General features: G+C 34.3%; 15 protein-coding genes and 2 tRNA genes. 11 read left to right on the top strand and 6 right to left on the bottom strand.

Going from position 1 to position 19013, the window contains the following annotated elements; all coding sequences use genetic code 11:
• Positions 1-118: 118 nt before the first annotated feature.
• Positions 119-2515, bottom strand: coding sequence for a DUF5916 domain-containing protein (locus AAC069_RS01900; RefSeq protein WP_339918831.1), 2397 nt, complete (start codon positions 2513-2515; stop codon positions 119-121).
• Between the two features lie 190 nt (positions 2516-2705).
• On the opposite strand from AAC069_RS01900, the gene AAC069_RS01895 reads away from it, so the two are divergent.
• From AAC069_RS01895 to AAC069_RS01885, 3 genes are all read left to right on the top strand, one after another.
• Entirely contained in the window at positions 2706-3425 is a 720-nt protein-coding gene (locus AAC069_RS01895; protein ID WP_339918830.1) for a murein L,D-transpeptidase catalytic domain family protein, read from the top strand.
• A 532-nt stretch (positions 3426-3957) separates the two neighbouring features.
• A tRNA-Gly gene (locus AAC069_RS01890) sits at positions 3958-4030 on the top strand.
• Positions 4031-4216: 186 nt separating this feature from the next.
• Positions 4217-4289: transfer RNA gene (locus AAC069_RS01885), tRNA-Gly, on the top strand.
• Between the two features lie 33 nt (positions 4290-4322).
• On the opposite strand, the gene pepE is transcribed toward AAC069_RS01885, so the two are convergent.
• On the bottom strand, positions 4323-5030 hold the full coding sequence (gene pepE / locus AAC069_RS01880; protein ID WP_339918829.1) for a dipeptidase PepE: 708 nt from the start codon (positions 5028-5030) through the stop codon (positions 4323-4325).
• 191 nt (positions 5031-5221) lie between these two features.
• Between pepE and AAC069_RS01875 the strand changes: the two genes are divergently transcribed.
• The 7 genes from AAC069_RS01875 (at position 5222) to AAC069_RS01845 (ending at position 11349) form a co-directional block, all read left to right on the top strand.
• Entirely contained in the window at positions 5222-5959 is a 738-nt protein-coding gene (locus AAC069_RS01875; RefSeq protein WP_339918828.1) for a hypothetical protein, read from the top strand.
• Positions 5946-6674 (top strand): hypothetical protein, encoded by a 729-nt coding sequence (locus AAC069_RS01870; RefSeq protein ID WP_339918827.1) that lies wholly within the window; start codon positions 5946-5948, stop codon positions 6672-6674. The genes AAC069_RS01875 and AAC069_RS01870 overlap by 14 nt, the downstream gene beginning before the upstream one ends.
• The gene (locus AAC069_RS01865; protein ID WP_339918826.1) at positions 6664-7407 is read left to right on the top strand and encodes a hypothetical protein; all 744 of its coding nucleotides are present in this window, start codon (positions 6664-6666) and stop codon (positions 7405-7407) included. The genes AAC069_RS01870 and AAC069_RS01865 overlap by 11 nt, the downstream gene beginning before the upstream one ends.
• Before the next feature lie 135 nt (positions 7408-7542).
• A complete protein-coding gene (locus AAC069_RS01860) occupies positions 7543-8046 on the top strand; it encodes a DUF6702 family protein (RefSeq protein WP_339918825.1) in 504 nt (167 codons plus the stop codon).
• A 64-nt stretch (positions 8047-8110) separates the two neighbouring features.
• Complete coding sequence (locus AAC069_RS01855; RefSeq protein ID WP_339918824.1) at positions 8111-10351, top strand: M1 family metallopeptidase; 2241 nt, start codon at positions 8111-8113, stop codon at positions 10349-10351.
• A 108-nt stretch (positions 10352-10459) separates the two neighbouring features.
• Positions 10460-10786: a twin-arginine translocase TatA/TatE family subunit gene (locus AAC069_RS01850; RefSeq protein WP_339919017.1), complete on the top strand. Its 327-nt coding sequence runs from the start codon at positions 10460-10462 to the stop codon at positions 10784-10786.
• Positions 10786-11349 (top strand): phosphatase PAP2 family protein, encoded by a 564-nt coding sequence (locus tag AAC069_RS01845; RefSeq protein WP_339918823.1) that lies wholly within the window; start codon positions 10786-10788, stop codon positions 11347-11349. Before AAC069_RS01850 ends, AAC069_RS01845 begins: the two co-directional genes overlap by 1 nt.
• A gap of 160 nt (positions 11350-11509) precedes the next feature.
• Here AAC069_RS01845 and AAC069_RS01840 read toward each other — a convergent pair whose 3' ends face one another.
• Entirely contained in the window at positions 11510-12151 is a 642-nt protein-coding gene (locus tag AAC069_RS01840; protein WP_339918822.1) for an O-methyltransferase, read from the bottom strand.
• A gap of 81 nt (positions 12152-12232) precedes the next feature.
• On the opposite strand from AAC069_RS01840, the gene rlmN reads away from it, so the two are divergent.
• The gene (rlmN, locus tag AAC069_RS01835; RefSeq protein WP_339918821.1) at positions 12233-13276 is read left to right on the top strand and encodes a 23S rRNA (adenine(2503)-C(2))-methyltransferase RlmN; all 1044 of its coding nucleotides are present in this window, start codon (positions 12233-12235) and stop codon (positions 13274-13276) included.
• Between the two features lie 85 nt (positions 13277-13361).
• On the opposite strand, the gene AAC069_RS01830 is transcribed toward rlmN, so the two are convergent.
• The 3 genes from AAC069_RS01830 to AAC069_RS01820 are packed head-to-tail and all read right to left on the bottom strand — an operon-like array spanning position 13362 to position 18967.
• Positions 13362-14444: a phosphoglyceromutase gene (locus AAC069_RS01830; RefSeq protein WP_339918820.1), complete on the bottom strand. Its 1083-nt coding sequence runs from the start codon at positions 14442-14444 to the stop codon at positions 13362-13364.
• 16 nt (positions 14445-14460) lie between these two features.
• On the bottom strand, positions 14461-15867 hold the full coding sequence (locus tag AAC069_RS01825; RefSeq protein WP_339918819.1) for a SusD/RagB family nutrient-binding outer membrane lipoprotein: 1407 nt from the start codon (positions 15865-15867) through the stop codon (positions 14461-14463).
• 10 nt (positions 15868-15877) lie between these two features.
• On the bottom strand, positions 15878-18967 hold the full coding sequence (locus tag AAC069_RS01820; RefSeq protein WP_339918818.1) for a SusC/RagA family TonB-linked outer membrane protein: 3090 nt from the start codon (positions 18965-18967) through the stop codon (positions 15878-15880).
• Positions 18968-19013 lie beyond the last annotated feature (46 nt).

Below are 19013 nucleotides of genomic sequence, written 5' to 3'. Positions count from 1 at the left end.
AAAGCAATCGAAAGCCATTTTTTATAGGTTTAGCATGTTATAAAATGCAGAACTAAAAAAAGACTTCAGGTAGTAGACAAGTTTCAAAACAGATTGTTACACTTTAATTGTATAAATTTTAAATTTTATGCTTAATGACATTGTAATCAATGAAATAACGAACGCTTACAGACAGTATGTTAGTCATATTACTTTCAAACACATTTTTAAGGTTTGTGTTTAATCTTTTTTCAACATTATTGCTGCCTTCTTGAGCGTAGTTGCGGTATAAGATAGATAATTCACTTCCGGGCGCAAACCACCATGAGTAAGAGAAGTCTAGATTCCAAGAGTTGAAATTTCTGTTTCTATTTAATATATAAGTGCTATTTGGGGATAATTTACCATTGTCTTGTAAAGTAAAAAAGGCTTTATTATCTGAATAAGACCAGTAGTAACGAGCTGTTAGATTAAGAGTCATCTTATTGTTGATAGCATATTTACCAGTCAGGTCATTTTGCAATATTTCTCTGTTTCTTTTACCAATTATGATATTAGAATTTTCAAAACCCACCCAACCCAAGTCATTTGTTTTGTGCAAATAATCAGCCACAAGATAGATTGAAAACTTGTCGTTAACTCTGTACTTTGGGCCAATTGCAAATCCGTAATTAATTCTTCCTTCTTGGTCGTATTTTGCAATACTTTGAGTAAAATCAAAAGTAAAAGCGTTGTTCCTATTGAATTCTACACCCAGATACTCGCCTATACTTTTCGGTAATTGTAAATAACGGCCGTCAACTCTAGGTTCATAAAAATCATATGCTTCAAATGGTTTTATGTCTAAACCAAACTCAAAATAGTGATTGCGCTTTGAAGTAGCCTTTATTGTAGGTTTGTAATATCCCTCCTGAAGTTTGCCTGTAGTATTGTCATATAGGACACTGAATTCATTTTGAAATTTAAAGGTGTTGAATTTTTTTGTAGGATTTACTATTCTGTAACTTAGGTTGCTATACAGATTATAGAAATTAGTATAAAAATTAATTCCTAAGTCATTGTTGTCATAGCTTTTTGAGGTATACCTTCCTGAAAAGGAATACCGGTATTTACCGCTTGTTTTGGCGAAATTTAGAGATGATTTAAATCCATCATAATCTTCGGTGGTATTTATAGCACTGTATTTGAAATCACCATATAGGTTATAGGAATTTGCTTTGGTACTTAAGTCAAATAATAAGGCGGAAACATTTGCGTCTCTAAAGCTTCCGTTTCGGGTTGTATTGGTATTAACAAATGACACAGACGAATTTTGATTAAAACGTTGGTCTAATACTAATACATTATAATTAGTTAGTGGTTCTATAACCTCTTTGCGTCTTTGTTCAGTAACAGTATTTTCTATTGTTGCATATGTTTTTTCTGTAATAGCATTAAGGAAACCAATACCTAAGCCTTTCTCTGTCCTCCCTGATACTTTTACGGCATTAATTAAATCTACAGAGCTGGTATAGTTAGTCACTTCTTCATCTGCCGCTACATTAGGGTAGGTGCTTGGCGCTCCACCAATTCTTCGGGAATAAAATATGTTACCAATGTTGAATAAATTAGTTCCCTCTGTAAAAAACGGTCTGTTTTCATCCAGTCTTTGTTCGAATGGTTCGAGGTTTAATATGGCATTATCAAATTTAGTTTGCCCAAAATCAGGTATTAAAATAGCGTCTAGCGTAAAAGAATCGTTAATACCATATTTGATATCAAGTCCTCCTTTTAAAGTTCTATCGGCTGTATAATCATCTTCTTGATAATATGCGGATACATAAGGGATAAAGAAAAGTCGTATCGGAGGTTTAATGTTTTCTATGCCTTCGAGTTTTCCTGCTTGAGTAATAACAGCGCCAATTTTAGTGTTGACATGGTTCCACGTATATTTTTGAACGTCACGTTTTATTTCGCGCATAAAGTTCAATCCCCAAGTTTGTTTTGGTGCATTGCTAAAGCGTAAGGCAGCATAAGGAATTTTCATTTCAACTACCCATCCGAAATTTGTGATAGTGGCTTTGCTTTCCCAGATTGCATCCCAGGAGAAATCTTCAGTAGCTTCAGTTGCTAAACAATCCATTTGAACATTAGCTGCGCTGACAAAAAATCTAAAATCTTGCTGACCATCATTAAATCCGTTTATGGAAACAGAAAAGTGATCAGATACACCAAATACATCACGATTCGTTATTTCTTTTTGAATTTTGTCAGGTTCGTTGTCATATAAAATGGCCGAAATGTAAATCGCATCATTGTCGTATAAAACCTTTACTTCTGTCTTCTTGTTTTCATTGATAGGTTTACCGTTGTCAGGCTCAAACATGATGAAGTCAGTGGCGATGTTAGCATTTGTAATCCATGCTTGTTCATTGGCTTTGCCGTCAATAATAATGGTTTCAGTAGTGGATTCTGCAAAAAGAGTCTTTTTCTGACAATAAGTGTCTAGGCTAAATAAAACGGAAAAAAGTAAAATATAACAATAGAACTTTGGCATGAATTGTGATTTGGTTAAAACAAAAGTAGTAAAATTAACATAACTATCAAGTTCTGTGATATATTTTTAAGTGTCATGTATTTGATTAATAATGGTTAAAGATTCCTTAAAAACAGACTTTGGTTTTCTTTTTCAAATAATTTTAATACTTTTGTAATCCTTAATCTATCATTTAACATAATTAAAATCAATGATTTATAAAATATTTCCAGCCCTGTTTTTAATGATTGTTTCTATTTCTACAAGTAATTTATTTTTTTCTGATACTAGTGAGAAAAAAATAGAAGTTGCTAAGGTGATAAAAACCACTTCCGAAAGTAATGAAGAAGCGGTTTATAACAGTCTTCATTCAAATCAATTTGCACTACCTAAATTAGAAAGTTTTACAGAAGCCTTAAAGGGTTTCTACTTATTAAAAGAAAAAGGATTAGTTAATAAAAATATACTGACCTTGATCGATTTTAGTATGTCGTCTAACGCTAAAAGACTTTGGGTTATTGATCTTACTACGAATACAATTTTATATAATTCTTTAGTTGCTCACGGAAGAAATACTGGAGATGAATTTGCTACTAGTTTTTCAAATTCAGCTGAATCTTTCAAAAGTAGTTTAGGATTTTATGCCACCGGTGAAATATACAGTGGGAAACATGGGAAGTCACTTAGATTAGATGGTTTAGAACAAGGTATTAACAGTAATGCCAGAGAAAGAGCAGTTGTTATTCATGGAGCAGATTATGTTTCTAATTCTTTTATACAAAACAATAAACGACTAGGAAGAAGTTTGGGTTGTCCCGCACTTCCAATGAATCTATCGAGTGAGATAATACAAACGATTAAAGATAAGTCTTGTTTGTTTATTTATTATCCTTCAGATAGCTATAAAATAGCTTCTAAGTTAGTTTCATAAATTTAGTCAATACACAAAAAAAAGACGCCGTTTGTAAAGCTACAAACGGCGTCTTTTTTTTATGTGAGATTTGTTAGGCATAATAATTTCCTATGCTTTCCCTGGGCGTCTTTAGAAATAGATCGATCTGTTCTCTTGTATTTTCTATGTCGAAGGTCTTTTTCGAAAGTGCTTATTTCTTGTATTTAAGTTTGACTGGCTTCTTTAAACTATGGGTTGGATTCAATATAGAAGGCAAGTAGGTGTCTTACTATTTCCTTTAAAAATAAGTAAAAAGGGAAGTTTTTTTAAATCGGCAGCATCAAATTGACAATTTATAATGAGTTTACTAAGTAAGACAATAGCTTGTTTTATGAAAAAGACCGCCGTGAATGTTACTTTTTTGAAAAAAGGAACCCTATTGAATAAATAATAAAAGGTGTAACAATTTAATTTTAAAACGGTTATAATTAAACTGTATTTTTTTCATGAAATTTTCATCAAAAAACTTGTTTCAAAGCCAACTTATTATTTATATTTGCACCACAGTAATGCGAAAGTAGCTCAGTTGGTAGAGCTCCAGCCTTCCAAGCTGGTTGTCGCGAGTTCGAGCCTCGTCTTTCGCTCTTCAAAGCCGAAACTTAATTGTTTCGGCTTTTTTATTGATACATTAGAGTTGTTTTTATACATTTCGAAGAGGGTTGAAAATAGTACTTTGATCATTTTTAATTTCGCAAAATAAAGGTTTTTAATTTTTTTTAAATAAAACTTGCGTTGGTTCGAATTAGTTTGTATATTTGCACCCTGTTAATGCGAAAGTAGCTCAGTTGGTAGAGCTCCAGCCTTCCAAGCTGGTTGTCGCGAGTTCGAGCCTCGTCTTTCGCTCTTTAAAGCCGAAACTTAATTGTTTCGGCTTTTTTATTTGACATAACTGATGTCAGTTCCGGTTTCAAGTTCTTCAGGCGTCTGGTTCTGTATAAAAAGTCTCGCGGATAGCTCTCCTTTAACTATTATTTTATCGCCATCTACTTTTAGCCAACTTCCTTCTCGCAATCCTAAAACAGGAATGCTATTATAGGCATGGAATTCTTTTATTCTGGTATCGCGCGTTTCGCCCATATGCTTTGATTGTAAGTCGGCGTCTAGATAATGTGCATTAAGGTCGAAAGGAATTAGTCCTAAGGTTTTAAAACTTGGCGGATAAACAATAGGCATATCATTAGTAGTTTGCATACTTAGTCCGCAAATAACGCTTCCTGCACTTGTTCCTAGGTAAGGAGTTCCTTTTTTTACCGCTTCTGCAAGAGCGATCATGATGTTATTTTTGTACAGTTGGGACACCAATACAAAAGTACTTCCTCCGCCTGTGAAGATCCCTTCCGCGTTTTCAACGGCCGATACAGCATCATCAAATTCATGAATTCCTTTTACTGCTATATTTATTTTGGCGAAAGCCGAAGCAGCCTTTGCTGTGTATTCTTCATGTGAAATGCCACTAGGTCTTGCGTATGGAATAAAAAGTACCGTTGTGCAGTTTTTAAAATGGATTTTTAACTCGGGTAATAGGTATTCTAAGTAGTCACTACCGTGCAGGGTAGATGTGCTTGCAATGATAATATTTTTCATTTTTTGTATTGTTTTATTCTGGCTAAAGGTATAAAATCGGGTTTCTTATTTTTGTGTTTTTCGTTTTTTATTAACTTTTTTTTATCAAGTCCTTAGTAATTAATTTGGAAGGGATTAGGATATATTTACGGCTTGACAATAATTTGGCTACATAAATAAGTGCGATGGTAGGGTTTAGATTTTTTTTTATAATGCTTTTTACGACTGCAGCTTTGGCTCAGGAATCTTTTTCTACTGAACTAAAAGGGAAAATTAATGCAGATGGCTTTAATGTCGATGGAATATATGTGATAAATTTAACCACTGAAAAAGCGGTGATTACAGATGATGAAGGTTACTTTGAGATAGATGGGGTAGCTGGGGATACTTTGCTGTTTTCGGCAGTGCAATATAAAAGTAGGCGAATTGTTTTGACATCTGGAGATTTTGGAAAAGGACTTTTTTTTGTAAAAATGGAACCGATCATGAACCAGTTGGATGAGATTGTAATTCGACGTTACGATAACATTAATGCAGTTTCCTTAGGGATTATTCCGGCGAACCAAAAAGCGTACACTCCTGCGGAAAGAAAATTAAAAACTGCAACTGGGTTGAATGCTTCTGCTAGTGCAGGCGGAATGGCAGGCGGATCAATTTCTGCAGATCCTTTGATTAATTTCCTGACTGGTAGAACAGCCATGCTTAAAAAAGAAGTTAAAATAGAGAAGAAGGAGTTTTACCTGAGACAATTGGACGCCATGTTTGACAGGAGTCATTTCGTAGATAAGCTGAAGATTCCCGCAGACTACGTTAAAGGATTTGAATATTATGCTGTTGATAATGAGAAATTCACTGTAATCTTAGAATCACAAAACAAAGTGACAACTGAATTCTTATTAGGGGAATTAGCTATAAAATATAACGAAATCATTGCCTGTGAAAACGAATAGTACTTTTATCTTGTTTGTAATTTTACTTTTCCAAGTTGTTTCGGGGCAAAGTGTGGATTCTAAAAGAATTCATGGAAAAATAAGTTTTGATTCAGTTTCTGTTGAAGGTGTGAATATTATAAACTTAACGACAGAGCGGTCGACAGCTTCCGATAAAGATGGATTGTTTTTTCTTTTTGCAAAAGAAGGGGATATTTTAGTTTTTTCTGCGGTAAATCTCGTAACTTTACGTAGACGAGTTGATAAAAACGATTTGTCGGCTGATATTGTTTCAATTCAAATGACTTCTGAAAGTATTGATTTAAAGGAGGTTGTTATTGATGAAAATACTCAGATAAGCGCAGAGAATTTAGGAATTATTCCTTTTGGACAAAAGAAATACACTGCTGCCGAAAGGAAGTTTTATACTGCGACCTCCGGTGGAGGTATCGACGGACTTTTGAATGCTATTTCAGGACGAAAAGCCATGCTTAAAAAAGAAGTTGCAGTGGAGTATAAAGAACAAATGTTGATGAGGTTAGACTATCTTTTTTCACCTGAATATTATACGGAAACATTAAGTATTCCTCAAGAGTATGTTCGAGGATTTCAATATTATTGTGTTGAGGACAGCGATTTAGTGGCCTCTTTAAATTCAAGAAACAAAACATTGTCTCAGTTTCTGATTATTACCTTAGCCAAGAAATACAATAAAACTATAGCAAATGAAAATTAAAATATTAGTATTATCGTTGTTTTGTCAGTTATGCTTTGGCCAAATAGAATCTAGACAAGCGTTCAGAGGTCAGGTTAGGAATGATTTGGCGCCAGTTGAAAATGTAATTGTTTTTGATGCTAATTCAAAAACTGGTGCAGTTGTCAATCAATACGGTTTTTTTACTGTTATGGCTAAAGTGAATGATACTTTAGTTTTTTCTAGTTTGACATTTAAATCTAAAAAAATTGTACTGTCTGAAAAAGATTTTATTACCCCTCAATTTGTTGTAACACTTGAAGTGTTTACAAATGAATTGAAGGAAGTGTTAATCGCAGCTAAAAAAGAACTTAATCCAGTTGCCGGAGGCTCTCAAAAATATGTCGATTTGATGTATTTTGGTGATGAGAAATCTGCGCTAAAAAACACAGCGATGCCGCGAGATGGAAGTATTGAGTACGGGACGGACTTTGTTAGGATATACAAAGATGTTGTAAAAATATTGCGAAGAAACAATCCTGAAAAAATCGACTTTTATAAAGATACAAGCTTCTCAGAGCTTGTTTTGAAAAAAGTTAATTATTCATTTTTTGCTAATACGTTGGATTTAAAAGATGATGAGATTAAACTCTTTCTTGTTTTTTGTGAGAACGATCCAAAATCAAGAATGTTAATGCAGCCTAGTGAGGAATTTCAACTTATGGATTTTCTAATCACAAAAAATAAAGAATACAAGAAAATAACCACTTTTTAGATAGATAGTAGAGGTGTACTTTTTTTATGGTTGCTTCCAAAGCGGATTTTGCTTTTAGAACTGGAATTAATTTCAACTTCTTGATTTTCTTGCTACAGTAAACTAAGAGTAAAAAAGAATTGCTATTTTTGCAATATGAAAAAAACAATATTATATCTCTTATTTGGAATCTTCTTCCTGAGCTTAACATCTTTTGGATTTCATAAATTTTATGTAGCGGTGTATCAAATTAATTATGCGCCCGAAAAGGAAATGTTACAAATTACCTCGAGAATTTTTGCGGATGACTTGAACAAAGCTTTAGAAAAAAAATACAATAAGAAGCTTTATTTGGGAACAGACAAAGAATCTCCCGAAGATCTGGTTTTACTTAAAAAATATTTATCGGAACACTTTACAGTAAAAATCAACGGACAATCTAGGCCTATTAATTTCTTAAGCAAAGAATTAGAAGGGGATGTTCTTATTTGTTATTCAAGTATAAAAGATGTTTCTAAATTAAAAACCTTAGAAGTTTATAATGCTGTCTTGGTTGATTGGGATGCAGAGCAGCAAAACATTACTCACTTCACTATTTTAGGGAAGAAACAGAGTTTTCTTTTTACCGCTTCCTCAACTAAACGAATGTTAAAATTCTGATTAAATAACCGTTATTTGGTAAAAAACAGTATTTTCACGCACTTAAATAATTCGAATTCTATCCATGAAAAAAATCACATTATTTTTTATTCTTCCGGCAATGTTATTTGCTCAAGAAAAAGCAGCAACGGTAACTCCAAAGCAATCAGGTAAGTACGATACGAATAAGTTCAGTCAGATGTACGATTTATTGGCAACACCTAATATGTTTCGTAACGCTGCAGGAGCTCCTGGTCCAGCTTATTATCAACAACAAGCAGATTATAAAATCGACATTGAGTTAGATGATAAAAACGCTAAATTAAGTGGTTCTGAAACGGTTACTTACTATAACAATTCGCCAGATAATCTAGATTATTTATGGGTACAATTGGATCAAAATCAAGCGGCTAAAGATTCTGAATCTCCTCTAGCTGAAAGTGAGAGAATTACACAAACTTTTCCGGCTTCTAATTTTGCCGATAAATTTTTAAAGAAAGATTTAGACCGTGGGTTTAATATTGAGTATGTTAAAGATGTCAAAGGCGCTCCAATGACTTATACGATCAATCATACGATGATGAGAATCGACTTGGCTTCTCCATTGAAGCCAGGTACTTCAATTTCATTTTCAGTTAAATGGTGGTATAACATCAATAATTACCAGAAAGAAGGTGGTCGTTCTGGATATGAATTATTCGAAAAAGAAGGAAACAAGATTTATGTAATTGCTCAATTCTATCCTAGGATGGCAGTTTATAATGATGTCGAAGGTTGGCAAAATATGCAGTTTTGGGGAAGTGGTGAATTCGCTGTCCCATTCGGAGATTTTGATGTTAACATAACTGTTCCTGCAGATCACGTTATGGAGGCAACAGGAGAATTGATGAACAGAAGCGAAGTGTTTACGCCTGCTCAAGTAAAGAGATATGAGTTAGCTCAAAAAACATTTGATAAACCTGTAGTAATTGTTACTCAGGCTGAAGCAGAGGCTGCTGAAAAAGGATTTTCTGACAAGAAAAAAACATGGAAATTTAGCGCTAAAAACGTTAGAGATTTTGGTATAGCGACTTCAAGAAAATTCATTCTTGACGCAATGGCTGTTCAATTAAGTACTAAAACGACAATGGCAGTTTCAATCTATCCTAAAGAAGCAAATCCGCTTTGGGGAGAAACGTCAACAATAACAGTAGCGCATACATTAAAAAGTTATTCTTCTCATACTTTTGATTACCCTTATCCTAAGGCGGTCTCCGTTTCTGCAGAAGATCAAGGAATGGAATACCCTATGATTTGTTGGAATTTTGGTCGTCCTGATGAAAATGGAGTGACAAGCGAACAAATTAAAAACGGGATGATGGGTGTTGTGATTCACGAAGTAGGACATAACTTTTTTCCTATGATTGTGAATTCAGATGAACGTCAATGGACATGGATGGATGAAGGATTAAACTCTTTTATGGAATTCATGGCAGAAGATGAGTTGGGGACTAATTTTCCTTCAAGACGAGGTCCTGCAAAAAATATTGTGCCTTATATGAGTGGGGATCAAAATTTCTTGGAACCTATCATGTCAAATTCAGAGAGTATCATACAGTTTGGTAATAATGCATACGGAAAACCTGCGACAGGATTGAACATCCTTAGAGAAGTGATAATGGGTAGAGAATTGTTTGACTATGCTTTTAAAGTTTACGCAAACCGTTGGAAATTCAAGCATCCTACTCCGGAAGACTTTTTTAGAACAATGGAAGATGCATCAGCTGTTGATCTTGATTGGTTTTTTAGAGGGTGGTTTTATTCTACTGATTTTGTAGATATTGGTATTAAAGAAGTGAAACAATATTATGTTTCTGAAACTCCTACAAAAGATTTAAAAGACGCTAAGGTTAGAAAAGGTCGTTTTGGTTTAGATAAAGGGCCATTTGTTTATTTAGTTGCAGAGAACAATGCAGAGTTAAAATCAAATCAAAAGAAAGCACTGAAAATAGAGGATGTTAAATTGCTTTCAGATTATGTAAGTACGCTTACAGCTGAAGAAAAAGGAAGTCTTAAATCTCCGAAATACTTCTATGAAGTAGAGTTCAATAAACCAGGCGGAATGATTATGCCTATACTAGTTGAAATCACATACGAGGATGGTACAATTGAGAATTTCAAATATCCAGCTCAAATTTGGAGAAAAAATAACGAGAGTGCTAAAAAGGTATATGCTACTGAGAAAGCAATCAAAAAAATTCAAATTGACCCTAAATTAGAAACAGCAGATATCGATGTGACTAATAACACTTGGCCAAAAGGAGAAGTGAAAAGTAAATTTGACTAAGTAATAAGTATAAAAAAAAGACTCAATTTTGAGTCTTTTTTTTTATGAAAAATTTAAAAGACAAGGATTCTAAATTTGGTATCTTTGCAGCAATTAAAATTAATAATTATGTTTGGTATAGGAGGAGGAGAGTTAGTTTTTATATTGTTTATAGTACTAATGCTTTTTGGTTCGGATAAGGTACCAGAAATGGCTCGAACTATGGGTAAAGCGATGGCACAATTAAAACATGCGACTAACGACATAAAAAGTGAAATTCAAAAAGGTGTAGAGGCTAATGGTCTTGATGCAAAATCTTTGTCAGATATGACGGGTAACTTTAATACCCAGATTGATAAAGTTAAGAATGACCTTATGGGTGATTCTATTACTCAGGCTACTAAAGTTAAGGAGGATATAGAAGATATTACAGGACCGGTAAAGCGCAGTAAATAATGCTAGATAAAATTCTTTCTTTAGATACTGAATTACTCATATACTTGAATGGGTTAGGATCAGAAAGGTATGATGGCCTTTGGTTAATAATCACCCAACAGCTCTACTGGACTCCTTTCTTTCTGGTGTTGTTATTTTTTATTTATAAAAAATTGGGAGCCAAGCAAACCTTGTATTTTATTTTGGCTATAGCCGTTTTAATTACATTCACTGACCAGGTAACTAACTTGTTTAAAAATGGATTTCAAAGACTGCGCCCCTGCAGTAACCCAGATATCAATACAATAATTCGAGTAGTTCAAAGTCGTACTTCCTTTAGCTTTTTCTCAGGTCACGCTGCAAATAGTATGGCAGTTGCCACATTTATTTATAGCGTTATATACCGTCATTACAAATACGGCTACTTATTATTTTTATGGCCACTAGTCTTCGCTTATAGTAGAATTTACTTGGGCTTACATTATCCAATAGATATTTTATGTGGATATTTATTCGGGATATTTTCAGGATATTCAGTGTTTAAAGTGTATCAAGCAGTCCAAAAAAGGTATTTTCCGCTTTAATTTTCAGGAGCAATTCCAGCTGTTCATTTCAATCTTATGACTGAAAAATGGTTTTTTCAATAACAATAAAGGAGCTTCCGTTGGGCGCTCTTTTTTGTTTAGAAAAAATTCACTTTCATCCACAAGGATTTTTATTTCCATCTGGGCTAAAAATCAAAAGCTACAGTACTCTACTTACCGTTAAGCCATCTCTAATGGGAAGTAAAACGGTTTCAACTCTTGGGTCGTTTTTTAATAATGCATTGTATTCTACCAGTATTTTTGTGCTTATGTCGTTTGGGTGTAACGGTTCTAAAACCTTTCCGCTCCATAAGACATTGTCAGAAAGGATAATTCCTCCTTTATTCATTTTTGGCAAAATGATGTTGAAATAGTTAATGTAGTTTTCCTTATCAGCATCAATAAATACCAAATCAAATTTTACATCCAGTGCTGGTATAATATCTACTGCTTCGCCTAGGTGTTGTATGATTTGTTGTCCCCAAGGCGACTTGTCAAAATGCTTTCTTTGGAAGTCAACCAGTTCTTCTTTAATGTCAATAGTGTGCAGTGTTCCGTTTTCTTGCATTCCTTCACACAAACACAAAGCAGAATAGCCCGTATACGTTCCGATTTCGAGAATGTTCACTGGACGAATCAACTTGGCTAGCATACTCAAAACACGTCCTTGAAAATGCCCACTTAACATGCGAGGCAATAAAATTTTTTGGTAGGTTTCTTTATTTAAAGCCGCTAATAATTGAGGTTCTTTTTCAGAGTGTTGCTCGATATAATCTTCTAACTCTTGGGAAATGAAGTGCATTTGTACGGGTTTTTTCAATTTGGTGTAAAGTTATTAAATTATCAAAACAACAAATCAAGAAATAGTCATTAAATTTGCAGCATGCAAATTGAGAAAAAAGACATACGAGCCGTATCTAAAGAATTATTACGTGAATTTTTTGTTGCCCATGGGGATAAAGCTTTTCGCGGGAATCAAGTATACGAATGGCTATGGAGCAAGGGTGCTCACAGTTTTGAGGATATGACTAATATCTCTAAGGAAACACGTGCGATGTTAGAAAGCAACTTCGTCATCAACCACATTAAAGTGGATACGATTCAACGCTCTGACGATGGAACCATTAAAAATGCAGTTCGTTTGCATGATGGTTTAGTAGTAGAATCTGTTTTGATCCCTACTAATACCAGAACAACAGCCTGTGTTTCTAGCCAGGTGGGTTGTAGCCTAGATTGTAATTTTTGTGCTACTGCACGATTAAAAAGAATGAGAAATTTAGAGCCAGGTGAGATTTACGATCAGGTATTGGCTATAGATAAGGAGAGTCGTTTGTATTTCAATCACCCTTTGTCAAATATTGTTTTTATGGGAATGGGAGAACCGCTCATGAATTATAATAATATGATGAAAGCAATCGAAATGATTACTTCATCAGAAGGTTTAGGAATGTCTCCTAAGCGAATTATGGTTTCGACATCAGGAGTGCCTAAAATGATAAAAAAACTAGCCGATGATGATGTGAAAGTCAAGTTAGCAGTATCGCTTCATTCTGCAATTGATGAGATTCGTTCTAAAATTATGCCTTTCAGTAAAAACTTCCCTTTGGCTGATTTACGAGAATCATTGGAATATTGGTACAGAAAAACGAAAAGCAAAATTTCCTACGAATATGTTGTTTGGAAAGATATCAATGACAATAAAGAGTCTATTGATGCACTAGTGAAATTCTGTAAATATGTTCCTTGTAAAGTAAACCTGATAGAATATAACCCTATTGATGACGGCGAATTCCAGCAAGCTTCAGAGGAAGCGACAAATGCTTATATAAAAGCATTAGAAGCAAGTGGAATTGTGGTAAAAGTAAGGCGAAGTAGAGGAAAGGATATTGATGCGGCCTGCGGGCAACTGGCAAATAAACAAGCTTAGTTTTATCAAATATAGTATGAAAATCGGAATAAAAAAGGGTTTGACTGATCAGTCAAACCCTTTTTCGTAGAAAATAAAATGTGTATTAGTTAACTATCCCCGTAATCTCTTTTGCAATTGGGTGCTCCGCTTCAAAGGTATATCCCATAATTTTTGCCATTGTTTGTGCAAATTGATTTTGGTACAATTGAGATTCTGTTTTCATTTCTCCTTTAGCTTCAATTTTTGGTCCCATAGCTGCAAACCAGAGTTCAGAAGATCCTTCAAACTTATTTCCATGACTCGTCCATTCTGCTTTTACTTTATCACCACGACCATGATCAGTAGTGAATACTAAAGCAGTTTTGTCTTTGTATTGTGGGTCATTTTGAACAAAATTCCAAATTTCTCTTATCCACGCATCCACTTGATGTGCCGCATCTAGATAGGAACGGTAAAAACCGGCATGAGCCCATTCATCAGTTTCTCCATAAGAAATATATAGGACACGTGGTTTGTTTGTTTTTAATTCTTCCAATGCACCATAATGGGTGTAAACATCTAGGCATTCTTCTTCGTGGAAAGGCTTAAAAGAATCGGCGAGCATGGCATTAATTAGTTTTTGTTTCTCTGTTGGATTTTTACCACCTACTTTGTCAAATGCTGAGATTACAGGAAAACCAGCTCTCTTTTCGTTTAAAATATTGTCAAAAGCATCCCAAGCTCCAAATGCAGCTACTTTTCCTTTTATTTTGGGTTGCTTGTTTAAATATTCTAAAATAGTAACGTTAGGATTTACAGGATAGTGATTAGAGTTGATTAATGTGTCGGCATAACCAGTCATTATTTCGTTGTATCCAGGATAGCTAAACCAGTACGGATTGGCGTTATTAACCTTGTTTCCAAGTGTTCTATTGCCATAAACTTGTCCTTTTTTTGCTAATACAGACCACATAAAAGGCATTAATTTTTCCCTGCGTTCATTTATGTTTTCAGCCCAGTATTTTTTATAGATATAACTGCTGTCATTTTGATTAAACTTTTTATCTCTAGCCAATGTTTCATCCATTCCCTTGAAGGCCTCTTGCCATCTAAAACCATCGGTTGTAATGATAATTATGTTTTCAGCTTGTTGTGCTTTTGTAATAATAGCACTAAAAAGAATCAGTATTAAAAATATTTTTTTCATGTTTGTTTTATTTAAATTAAAAATTATCCCACCATACTTTTGCGTTAATATCATCGCCCCCCATTTTTTGTAAAGCCTCACTATTGTTTTCTGCATTTACAGATTGTTCTAAGCTTGGATACATAATGCGTCTTGGAACTTTACCATTGTTTTTTGCTCCAGGACCCGCTTTAATAAAACTAGGTTTTCCAGTCCTTTTCCAGTCAAACCATGATTCTACTCCAGTGTGATATAAAGCTAACCATTTTTGAATATATAAAACTTCAGTAGTAGCGTTATATGGAGCAGTAGTAGTCAAGTAATCTGTAGGCATAAGCACATTCCATTGTTTAAAAGAAGCTTCTACCGCAGTATTGTAATACGCTTGAGCAGATCCCGTTGTAATAAGATTGCGCTGGCTTGCTTCTGCTAACAAGAAATTCAGTTCGCTATACGTCATGAATATTGCCGTTATTTTTGTTTTGGTATAGAAATAATCTTCGGCTCTTCTTGAGTATTTTTTTGGTTCACCTATTTGGTCTAAAGTAAGTCCTGGCTGAAGTCCTAACTGATTTGTAGTTCCTACAATTGGATCAATCCATTCGTCAAGTCTTGGGTCATTATTTGCAAACAATGTGTTTACCAAATTCGTGGTAGGAATAACAATATTATAACCATATAATCTGTTGATTCCATCACTCATAGGAGAAATATTAGGATAGCTTCCTGAATAAAAATAAGTGGCATTATCAGCACTAGATGCAAATAGAGGGTATTGAGAAGGTTTAGAAATGATTTCGGTTAGTTTAGTACTCACATTTATTTTATTAGAAATGCGCATCAAAAGTCTTAGATGTAGCGAATTAGCAAATTTTTTCCATTTCAGCATATCTCCGCCAAACAATAAGTCGCCTTCTACCTTTGTTTTAGTGTCAATGATAGCATTGGCATGATCTAAATTTAATAATAATTGTGTGTAAATAGCTTCTTGTGAATCGTATTTTGGTTTCAAAACCCCCTCTTCTCCTTTGGAGGCTTCAAGATAAGGTGCAGAACCGTAGGAATCAGTGATAACGCTCATCGTGTACGTTTCAAGAACAAGACTAATCGCTTCGTAGTTTTTGTCGTTTAAGGCGATTGCTTGTTTTTTAATGTCATAAATATCGTTAAGCCATTTGTACATTCCCCAAAAACGATTGTCAGCGCCCCAGTTGTAAACGTCTAATTCGTTGTACTCGTAGTTACCGCCATATTGAGCAAGAATATCGCCAAAATTGAACGAATTATTTACGTTGCTGTTCGCTAGATTAAAAATAACATTAGGTAGCAATTGCTTGGGTTGCGAAGCTGTTGGTTGATTTTTATTGGTGTTGATTTCTTCATATCCGTCGGTACAAGAAATACTTAGACCGCTTAAGAGTAGTAGTAATATTAATTTTTTCATGATATTTTTTTTAGAATGAAGCATTTAATTTGATTCCGTAGTTTCTAGAAGAAGGCAGTTGCAAGACTTCAAATCCTGGTAAAAGAGTTCCTCCGCTTATGGCTTGAGTTTCTGGATCAATGTTTGGGACTTTTGTCCAAAGTGCCAGATTATTCCCCACTAGACCAATGCTTACATTTTGCATTTTTACTGATTTAGTCCATTTCTCAGAAAATCTATAATTCAAACTCACTTCTCTTAATTTTACATAAGACGCATCAAATGAATTAGCCTCTATGTTGTCTCTACGAAACGCATTAGAGTAATACCAGTTTTCAGCACTTATTGAAGTTGTATTTGGACTGTAAGATCCATCGGTATTTTTTACAACACCTTCGCCTATTATTCCTGTTTCTCTGCCTGGTAATGAAACGGCAAGGATGCCACTTTCCATACCTATAGCATTTGTCATTGAATAGATTTTTCCGCCATGTCTAACGTCAAACAGCGCATTTAGACTGATATTTTTATATCTTAAATTAGTAGCAAGTCCTAACATCCAATCTGGATTATAGTTTCCTATTTTTTTAATTTTAGTATCTAATATTGGTGACCCTGTATTGTCATACACAATTTGGTTGTCTGGACTTCTTAAATAACCACGACCATATAAATCTCCCATTCGTTCTCCTACACGGGCTTCAATAGTACCTCCATTGGGACCTTGGGCGATAATATAATTATCAATTCCTGGAGTTAGTTCTTTTACAGTACCTCGGTTTTGAGTGAAATTTGCGTTAAGCGACCATTCAAAATTTTTAGTTCTAACTGGAGTAAGTCCTAAGCCTATTTCGATTCCTTTGTTTTGAATTTTACCTGCATTAATCACATTAGAATTAAAACCTGCAGCCTGAGAAATATCTAAACCTACAATTTGGTTTTTAGAGTTGGTGATATAGTAACTTGCATCTAATGATATTCTTTTTTTGAAAAATTGTGCTTCAATTCCCGCTTCGTATGAGGTGGCAATTTCAGGTTTTAGATTACTGTTTAAAATAGTATTAGGATTAGTTAATGTTCCTGGCAAAGAACCGTTATCATAAGTTTTTACTAATCGATACGGATCAGTATCATTCCCTACAGAGGCTGCATTTACTCTTAATTTTAAGAAGTCAATATTCTCATTCATTTCAAATATTGATGTTGGAATAAAACTTAATGAAGCAGAAGGATAAAAGTAAGAGTTGTTGTTTGTAGGTAGGGTAGATGACCAGTCATTTCTAGCTGTTAAGTCTAAATACAAGTAATCGTTGTATCCTATATTCGCCAAACTATACATGCTATTGATGCGCTTTTTGTAAATGTTTCGAGATTGAATCGGCATCACATTGATATTTTGTAAATTGTAGATTCCGGGAATACTAATTCCTTGTCCTTCAATTTTACTTTCAGACGTGTATTGATTCATGCTATTTGCTCCGTAAGAAATTTTAATGGAGAAATCGCCAAAAGTATGATCATAAGAAAGCAACATATCAGCATTGTATTCTGTAAATGCAATGGTTTGCTCGCGGTACATTCCTTGTGTGTATCGTGAAGATCCAATAGGTCTGCGTGACCATCTAAAATCGTTTGAATTATCCATACCTATTCTCGCCATGAATGAGAAATCATTGCTAATTTCATAAGTAGAGGAAATGTTTCCAAAAATGCGCCCTTTTTTAAAGGCATTGATGTTTTCATAAGCAATCTTGAATGGATTATCTCCCCAGCCAAACATGCTATTTTGTTTTACATCTTTTACAATCCAATAATCTTTCAGCCAGTCTAAGTCAACATTGGTATGGTTCCAAAGTAAATTATACATGATACCTTGGCTTCCGTAGCCAGTAACCGGCGTGTTATCACTGGAACTTTTAGTATAGGTGGCAACAGTAGCCAGTTTCCATTTATCTGAAATGGTGTAATTAAGATTCAAACTGATGTTTTCTCTTTTTAAATTAGAGTTAGGAACAATGTCTTCGCTGGTTGTTTTTCCATAACTCAATCTGAAATTCGTTTTTTCATCAGAACCCGAAACCGAAACCGAATTTGAAATAGAACTTCCTTTTCTAAAAAAATCATTGAGGTTGTATCTAAATTCAAAAGGTAATACTTGTCCTTGTCCTACAGAATATCCTGGACTTCCGTTTTGTAATAATGAAATGCCAGAGTCAAAACGAGGGCCTAAATTTGTATCTGCACCTGCGTCGTAAATTTGTTTAGAACCCGCGCCATACACACCTTGAATTTCAGGTAATCTTAATGCTTCGCTTGTCATAAAAGAAGAGGAAATTGAAACTCCTAAACCTTTACTTCTCTTGCCAGATTTAGTTGTGATTACAATAACACCGTTAGCAGCGCGAGAACCATATAAAGCAGATGCTGCTGCCCCTTTTAGTACATTTACACTTTCAATATTTTCTTGGTTAATTTCTGACGCACCATTTCCATAATCTGTAGGTAAATCAGCTTGACTTGTTGAAGAGCCTCCCACACCATAGACGTTATTGTTAATAGGAATTCCGTCTACAATAAATAAGGGGCCATTGTTATTAATGTTTAATGATTTGTCCCCGCGAATCGTAATTCTTGACGAACTCGCGATTCCATTACCAGAGCCAGAAATTTGCACCCCTGATATTTTACCTGTTAGATTTGAAACAAAATTAGCTGAGTTCACTTTATTAATATCATCCGATTTTAATTCTTGTGACGCATATCCTAACGCACGTTTATCTCTTTTAATTCCAAGAGCAGTTACAACAACTTCTCCTAGAGATACTGAATTGTCATCAAGTACTATATTTTGGTTTTCTTCATTGTTAATTAAAACTTCTTTAGAAGTAAAGCCCATAAATGAGAATACTAATGTTTTTCCTTTTTCAGTTTTAATGTTGTAATTACCATTTCCGTCTGCAATGGTCGCATTTTTAGTGCCTTTGACTATAATAGTTGTGCCGGTAAGTGGGAAACCTGACGTATCTGTTACTTTTCCTGATATTGATTTTGTTTGTGCATTCGTTAAATGCACACAGAATAAAAGTAAAAGAAAGAGTAAATTTTTTCTTGAAATCTTCATTTTTTTGTTGTTTTGTTTTATTGGGCAAACTTAAAATTCCGATTGT

Origin of the sequence: uncultured Flavobacterium sp. (genome assembly GCF_963974175.1) — a bacterium.
In the GTDB taxonomy this organism is placed as follows: Bacteria; Bacteroidota; Bacteroidia; order Flavobacteriales; family Flavobacteriaceae; genus Flavobacterium.
The sequence above is the reverse complement of the archived record's forward strand: the minus strand, read 5'-3'. Positions and strand labels throughout refer to the sequence as shown.